8 protein-coding genes are annotated in these 6,622 nt (G+C 42.8%); 5 read left to right on the forward strand and 3 right to left on the reverse strand.

All coding sequences use genetic code 11. From position 1 onward, the window contains the following. The 4 genes from A3757_RS12550 to A3757_RS12565 all read left to right on the forward strand — a co-directional run. Positions 1-437, forward strand: a 437-nt coding sequence (locus A3757_RS12550) for a PEP-CTERM sorting domain-containing protein (RefSeq protein ID WP_156506302.1), incomplete at its 5' end; no start/stop codon positions are given. A gap of 318 nt (positions 438-755) precedes the next feature. Beyond that, positions 756-1,394, forward strand: coding sequence for a PolC-type DNA polymerase III (locus A3757_RS12555; protein WP_068507471.1), 639 nt, complete (start codon positions 756-758; stop codon positions 1,392-1,394). Between the two features lie 35 nt (positions 1,395-1,429). Further along, the gene (gene glpE, locus A3757_RS12560) at positions 1,430-1,729 is read left to right on the forward strand and encodes a thiosulfate sulfurtransferase GlpE (RefSeq protein WP_068507469.1); all 300 of its coding nucleotides are present in this window, start codon (positions 1,430-1,432) and stop codon (positions 1,727-1,729) included. A gap of 325 nt (positions 1,730-2,054) precedes the next feature. Further along, on the forward strand, positions 2,055-2,918 hold the full coding sequence (locus A3757_RS12565) for a hypothetical protein (protein WP_068514335.1): 864 nt from the start codon (positions 2,055-2,057) through the stop codon (positions 2,916-2,918). Between the two features lie 32 nt (positions 2,919-2,950). Here A3757_RS12565 and dinB read toward each other — a convergent pair whose 3' ends face one another. From dinB to A3757_RS12580, 3 genes are all read right to left on the reverse strand, one after another. Further along, positions 2,951-4,009 carry a DNA polymerase IV gene (dinB, locus tag A3757_RS12570; protein ID WP_082865274.1) on the reverse strand — a complete coding sequence of 353 codons (1,059 nt, stop codon included), beginning with the start codon at positions 4,007-4,009 and terminating at the stop codon, positions 2,951-2,953. A gap of 88 nt (positions 4,010-4,097) precedes the next feature. After that, positions 4,098-4,979, reverse strand: coding sequence for a carboxylesterase (locus tag A3757_RS12575; protein WP_068512166.1), 882 nt, complete (start codon positions 4,977-4,979; stop codon positions 4,098-4,100). A gap of 1 nt (position 4,980) precedes the next feature. Then, entirely contained in the window at positions 4,981-5,631 is a 651-nt protein-coding gene (locus tag A3757_RS12580; RefSeq protein WP_068514341.1) for a hemolysin III family protein, read from the reverse strand. Between the two features lie 194 nt (positions 5,632-5,825). Between A3757_RS12580 and A3757_RS12585 the strand changes: the two genes are divergently transcribed. Beyond that, on the forward strand, positions 5,826-6,622 hold a 797-nt coding region (locus A3757_RS12585), incomplete at its 3' end, for a sensor histidine kinase KdpD (RefSeq protein WP_156506303.1).

Raw genomic sequence — 6,622 nt, forward strand, 5'->3', positions numbered from 1 at the left:
CTTTGTTTGGAATTAATTATGCGGATTTGATTAGTTACGACGACTCGGACTGGCAGGCTAGTATTGATTATCATCTGGCCACCGAAAATATGGTTGAATACGACCGCGGTATTCGTGAGGCGAGGGTTTCAATCACTGAATTCGGTTTGTCAACAATTAACGTAAAGGAAGGTGGATCTGAAATAAATATCAGTACGTGGGCCGAAGGCACTGGACCATTTGGAACCGGACCGGGTAGCCCAACGATATCGGCTGAAACTTACCTTTACCAGGTTTCAGATCCACAGCAGTATTTCTTAGCAAACACCAGAATGACGGTCACGTCAGTCACCTCGGTTTCAGTACCTTTAATCGATGTTCCAGAACCTGCTACGCTTTCGCTTCTTGGTTTGGGTTTAGTAGGCTTAAGCTTTGCTCGTAGACAAAAGAAGTCCTAATTCTATCTAAGCCTGAAGTACACTATTGTTGCCAGCACTTAAGGAAATCACCCAGAACTAAAGCTATCTCACTTGAGATGGCTTTTTTTCTGCTCATAAAGCTGATGAATTTTCTCAAAGTACTTTTCGATAGTTTTACGGGTTGCCTTGATATGAAATCAGTTAAAAATCAGAGCCTGTTTCTATCCTACCTATAAAAGTTTTATTGCTTTGTCACTCCTCTGTTTTGGAGTCGAGCTTTTCCAAGCATCACCTTATTCTCATCCGGAAGATAGTGTACTCTAAGCGCAAATTAATGATTGGAAATGGCTAGACCTAATGAACGCAAAACGAGCAGATACGATTGTCGTACTGGACTTTGAGACGAGTGGCTTATCTCCTGATATGGGAGAACGTGCGATAGAAATTGGTGCAGTGCTGATTGAAGGTGGGGAGATTACAGATAGCTTTCAATCCCTAATGAACCCCGGTATTCGCATCAGTGCTTTTATTGAAGATTATACCGGTATTAGCAATGCAATGTTGAGCAAGGCGGCTCCCTGTGAAGAGGTGATGAAGCGCTTTAATGATTTTATTGCCGGGCATAACCTAGTCGCTCATAACGCCTCTTTTGATAAACGCTTTCTTGATGCTGAACTATCACGAGTTTCTTGCTCCTATCCGGGAGACTTTGCCTGTTCTTTGCTCGCTTCTAGGCGTATTTTTCAGGATGCGCCGAATCATAAGTTAGGAACTTTGGTTCAGTATGCGAACCTTGATACTGTTAGCTCAATCTCATCGGGTAGTTTTCACCGTGCCTTGTATGATTCAGAGATGACTGCCAAGCTGTGGTTAGCTATGTTAGAGGATATTGGTGAGCGCTACGGTATTTATGATTTACCGTTCTCTTTTATTCAGCAGCTTAGCAAAGTGCCTAAGAAGTCGGTGCATAAGTTTATAGAGAAGCACAGGGCTTAGGAACGAATCGTTATATTAAAAAGCAGGAGTTAGCAATGAGTTATAAGTGTATTTCAGTTCCGCAAGCCAGGTCTTTAATGAGGGAGAAGGCGTGTTCTTTGGTGGATATTCGAGACCCCGCTTCATTTGCTTCAGGAAATATAGAAGGCTCGGTTCATATTTCGAATGACAATGTACAACAGTATTTATCTGACATGGATAAAGAAAAGCCACTAATTGTGGTTTGCTATCACGGCAACAGTAGTCAAGGCGCGGCTGAATTTTTCGCCAGTCAAGGCTGTAGAGAAGTGTATAGTCTTGATGGCGGTTTTGTTGAATGGCAGCAAGGCGATTAGATCTAAGCTACTGCTTTATCACCCTTCAATCACTTAACTGAGCCCGGGTAATCGAAGACTAAGGATACGTATTAATCTTTGATAAACTTTACATCTATATTCAGTAAACACCGCTCGTCTCAGACGTCGAGCTAATAGCTAAGCGTGCAATTTCTTAGGATTGCCAAAACAACACAGCAATGACTACCGACTTAGTCAAAATTATTTCGAAAAGTTAAGGCTTTGCTATCAGCATCTAATAAGGCTAATCTTATATAGTGAAGCTTATTAATTTAATCGTAGAAGAGTTCGGCTCTTATGCCGACCGATAACGCTGATTATAAAAATGATAATAATATTCAAGTTAATATTACTACTGGTTGCAAGTAGCTTTAGCGCACAGGCTTTGAGTGATTATGTGCTGGTAAATCGGCCTGAATCAGTTAATGACAAACGCTATGATTACGCACATGATTTGTTGCAAATGGTTCTCGATGAGACTCAAGACGACGATTCAAAAAGTGTTGTAAAACACGCAACGCTTATAATGAACCGTAATCGTCTACTGTTATCGTTGAAAGAGGGTAAAGAGCTTCATGTCGTTGCCGAAGCGCCCAAAACTGCTTGGGTCAGCGAATTGCACGTCGTAAGAATTCCCATACGAAAGGGAATACAGGGCTATCGCCTCTTTTTCATTAATAAGCAAGACCAGAGCAAACTGTCAGCACTTAAGTCTTTCGAAGAGTTTAAAGCTATACCCACTGGTTCAGGAAAAGGTTGGTCGACGACTAGAGTGTTGAGAGAGGCAGGGTTTAATGTTGTTGTGGGAAACAACTATGAAGGCCTGTTTAGTATGTTAGAGCTCGGTAGATTTAAAACCTTTGGTCGTGGTATTAATGAAATTGAGGCCGAGTACTTAGCTCAAAAAGAGGCGCACCCTAATCTAGCAATCGACACGGAACTAATGCTTCATATCCCCTTGCCAACCTATTTCTTTATTAGCCCGAAACGACCAGAGCTTGCGAAGCGCATTGAACGGGGTTTGTGGCGCCTAATCGAAAATGGCAAATTTGAAGCATACTTTTTAGCTCACCACCAAGCGCTAATAGATAAGTTTCGGCTGAAAGAGCGCAGAAGGTTTTCTATTCCCAACCCCAATTTGAGTAAAGCCGACCCGCTTGATAATGCTGAACTATGGCATAAATTTTAATGAAGAAAACAGCGTTGTAGGTATAGGGCTCATTACCAAGAAAAGGCATATTGTTGATGCTGTTCCTTTTCGTTATTCAGGCCAATATGAACACCTAATAGCCTTACTTTCTTACCATCGCCCCTTGATATTGCCTCATGTAACAGGCAGATAAACATCGCTTCATTGTAGTCACTAAATGTATATTCTTTTGTTGTTTGATGAAAGTCACTGAACTTTACTTTAACGCCTAGCTTCTGAATGCCTCTTCCCGGCAAATGCTTTGCAGCACGCTGTTTTAACTCGGGCAACAACCTTGATACTAAAATCGCTTCAAGTGAAGACGGGTCGTCAATGTCTTCAGGGAAGGTTAGCTCTACACCCACTGACTTCCTTGTTCGGTGAGTTATTACTGAGCGCTCGTCTTGTCCATGGCAACGTTGCCAAAGTAAATGGCCTAGTCTTCCGAAGTTATGTAGTAGTGTTTGTTGGTCAAAAGCCTTTACATCTTTTCCAAACCGCAGTTGCTTAGCACTGAGCTTCTCGAAGGTGACTTTGCCAACGCCAGGGATTTTATCTAAAGGCATATCGTCGATAAAACTGGCCACGTTTTCTGGAGGAATTACATAAATACCGTTTGGTTTATTGATATCGGAGGCAACTTTAGCGAGGTACTTGATGGGCGCCACCCCTGCTGATGCTGTCAGACCAAGCTCACGTTGAATCGTCTTGCAAATATCCTGAGCGATGAGCGTTGCTGAACCGTGATGTAACGAGCAGTTGGTGACATCAAGGTAAGCTTCATCGAGGCTAAGTGGTTCGATCAGATCAGTATAACGTTCGAATATTTCACCAATCTGTTTACTAACGGTTCTATATACATCCATTCTACCCGGAAGCAATACAAGATCTGGGCATAAACGCAGCGCAACTGAGGTCGGCATGGCAGATCTAAGCCCAAACTCTCGTGCTATGTAGTTACAGGTAGAGAGGACACCGCGAGAGTGGCGCTTTCCGCCAACGGCAACGGGTAAATTAGTTAACGCCGGTTGGTCACGGATTTCCACGGATACAAAGAAAGCATCCATATCTACATGAATTATCTTGCGCAAACCGTTGCCTCGAAATTAAATAATGCTGTTTGAATATACAGTTGTCTTGGGCGTGAGGCAAGTAGGGTTGGTTGCTAGCGTGTACAGATTATTTACGATACACGCCGTCTAGAAAAGTGTTTACTTCAGAAAAAACCTTCTTGGTGATATCTCCTCTGACAATACCATGCAGATGGAAGTCTATTTCCCTGTAATGTGCGTTGCCTGTGTGAATGCTTTTATAAATATCTCTACCGCTTTGGACGTCAACTTTTGGGTCTTTATCTGCATGAATGACTAAGGTTGGGATGGTGATGCTAGAGAGCCCTTTCTGAACTTGGTTCATTAATTTTTTGATTTCAACGATGCTGCTTACCGGGCAGCGTAGATAATTGATGTGAGGATTGTCAGCATGATTGGTGACGAACTCTTTACGCAACTTTTTAGTATCGAATACCGGGTTAGCTATTCGCCTTAGAGCCTTATTCCAGGTATTGACAGGCTTGGCGAAGTTAGCAGAGAACTTTTTAAACTTGAGCGGCGCGCTGATACTCACAAGTGCATCAAAGGCGTCGGGTTTATCAATGACTTGTTTAAGTGCCACCGCAGCGCCAGTAGAGAAACCAGCGATGACGATATGCTCACAGCAGTGCTTAAGTATTTCGTGGCCCCGGTTAACCGCCGCCGTCCATTCGCTCATTTTACGGCGAGATAAATCATCTGCCGATGTACCGTGCCCGTCCATTCGTGGCGCGTAGACGGTATAGCCTTGGCTATAAAGATAGTCAGCCCACTCTCGCACTTCTTCCGGGGCAGCCATTAGGCCATGAACAAGCAGCACTCCCTGCGTGGCTTGAGGCTGATGAAGCAGGTAAGGTTGGCCAATTTCTGGTGGCTTGGTTTCACCTTTAAGGAAGTGTTCCTGGTAATCGTTTATAAAACGACTCGTTTCTTCCTCTAGCAGGCATTGTGCTTTAGAGCTTAAGCTCATCTTAGGCTGACGCCGTAGCGGAAAATGCACTGTAAATCAGGCTGTAATGACAGGCGCCACCAATTAAGACCATTACGTGGAAGAGTTCATGGAAACTGAAAATTCCAGGCAACATTAAGGGTTTCTTACTTGCATAGAAAATAGCACCTAGCGTGAACGCGATACCGCCAGCAAAAAGCAGATTAACCTGCATATCGGTCATGAGATCCAAGATTTGTTGCATGGGGAAAACTAGCATCCAGCCCATTGTCAGAAAAATTAAGGCATAGAGTATTCTTGGTGCGCGCGGGAAGAATAATTGTGAGCACAGGCCAAATGCCACCAGTCCCCATTGAATTGCTATCATTGGTAAGCGCCAGTCATCATCCAGAAAGAAGTAGCAGACGGGAGTATAAGAACCAGCAATCATAAAGAATATCGCTAAGCGGTCCATTTTTCGCCAGAAAGATAGCTCGTTCTCTTGCTTTTTAAAGCAGTGGTATAAAGAGCTAGCAGAAAAAAGAAAGATTAGTGACAAACCGTAAACTAAGGCTGTGACGAGCATTGAAGCAGAGCCGGTTGCAACCTTTAATAAAAAAACTGTACCGACCACGGCTGCTATCGCGCCAAGCAGGTGAGAGTAGAAGTTGAATGCTTCAGAGCTTTTAACCATTTTCAATACCGCTTTTTGTGTAGGTCTGAGGATAATAAGTCTAAAAAAAGTATCACAAGTGTGAGCTGAATTTGTTGCTTAATCTTAATCACCATAATGTTAAAAAAATAGACTTTAAGGTGCTTTTACAAAAGTTTTACATAGCCCGCTTTTAACACTCACGGCGCGCGATGAAGCAGTGTTAAACTGGTCGAATGAATAGATTTAGATTTCTACCAAACAGCACCTTCACATTCATTTTCTCACTGGTGGCCCTGGTCACTTCGTTTGTGCTTTATATCTATTGGTATATAGAGATCAGTAGTGGCTTGGATGAAGTGATTTTGAGGTTTCATATCGATCCGCAACAAGTCACAGAGTCGCGTACCTTTTTGGTGATTGCAGTATTAACTTTATTGGTGAGTTTGATCGTTACGGGCTTGTCGATGAGTTTCGTTTATACCAAGAAAATGCAGCAGCTTTATCGTCTGCAGAATAACTTTATCAATAACTTTACCCATGAATTGAAAACACCCGTTACGTCCTTGCAGTTGTATTTAGAAACCTTCCAAAAGCATGATTTGGATAAGGAGACGCAGCAAAAGTATCTTAACTATATGCTGCGTGACGTTCACCGTTTATCAGACAATATCAGCAACATTCTGGATCTGGGAAAGATCGAAAGCCAGAGCTTCAGTGATGAATTTATAGAGTTAGACGTTGCTGAGTTTGTCTCTCAGTTTTATCAACAAAATGCCCACCTGTTTACTGGCTTACAGATCGCGACTCAATCATCTCAGCCGATAAAGCAAACGCTTAGCCGGGCGCTGTTTGAAATGTTATTGATTAATTTAGCGAGCAATGCCCTTAAATATAATGAGTCGGATCAGCCAAGCCTAGTCGTTAAAATAGAAAAGCTCGCACTGCGCGGAAATGATGAGCTCAGGCTTAGGTTTATCGATAACGGTATCGGCATTGAGCATACGCAGCGCAAGAAGGTATTTAAAAAGTT

This window comes from Oleiphilus sp. HI0117 (genome assembly GCF_001635235.1).

Coding starts and splice junctions, on each gene's coding strand:
- A3757_RS12580 (WP_068514341.1), bottom strand. CDS start 5,631: ATGGTTAAAAGCTCTGAAGCATTCAACTTCTACTCTCACCTGCTTGGC.
- glpE (WP_068507469.1), top strand. CDS start 1,430: ATGAGTTATAAGTGTATTTCAGTTCCGCAAGCCAGGTCTTTAATGAGG.
- A3757_RS12575 (WP_068512166.1), bottom strand. CDS start 4,979: ATGAGCTTAAGCTCTAAAGCACAATGCCTGCTAGAGGAAGAAACGAGT.
- A3757_RS12565 (WP_068514335.1), top strand. CDS start 2,055: ATGATAATAATATTCAAGTTAATATTACTACTGGTTGCAAGTAGCTTT.
- A3757_RS12555 (WP_068507471.1), top strand. CDS start 756: ATGAACGCAAAACGAGCAGATACGATTGTCGTACTGGACTTTGAGACG.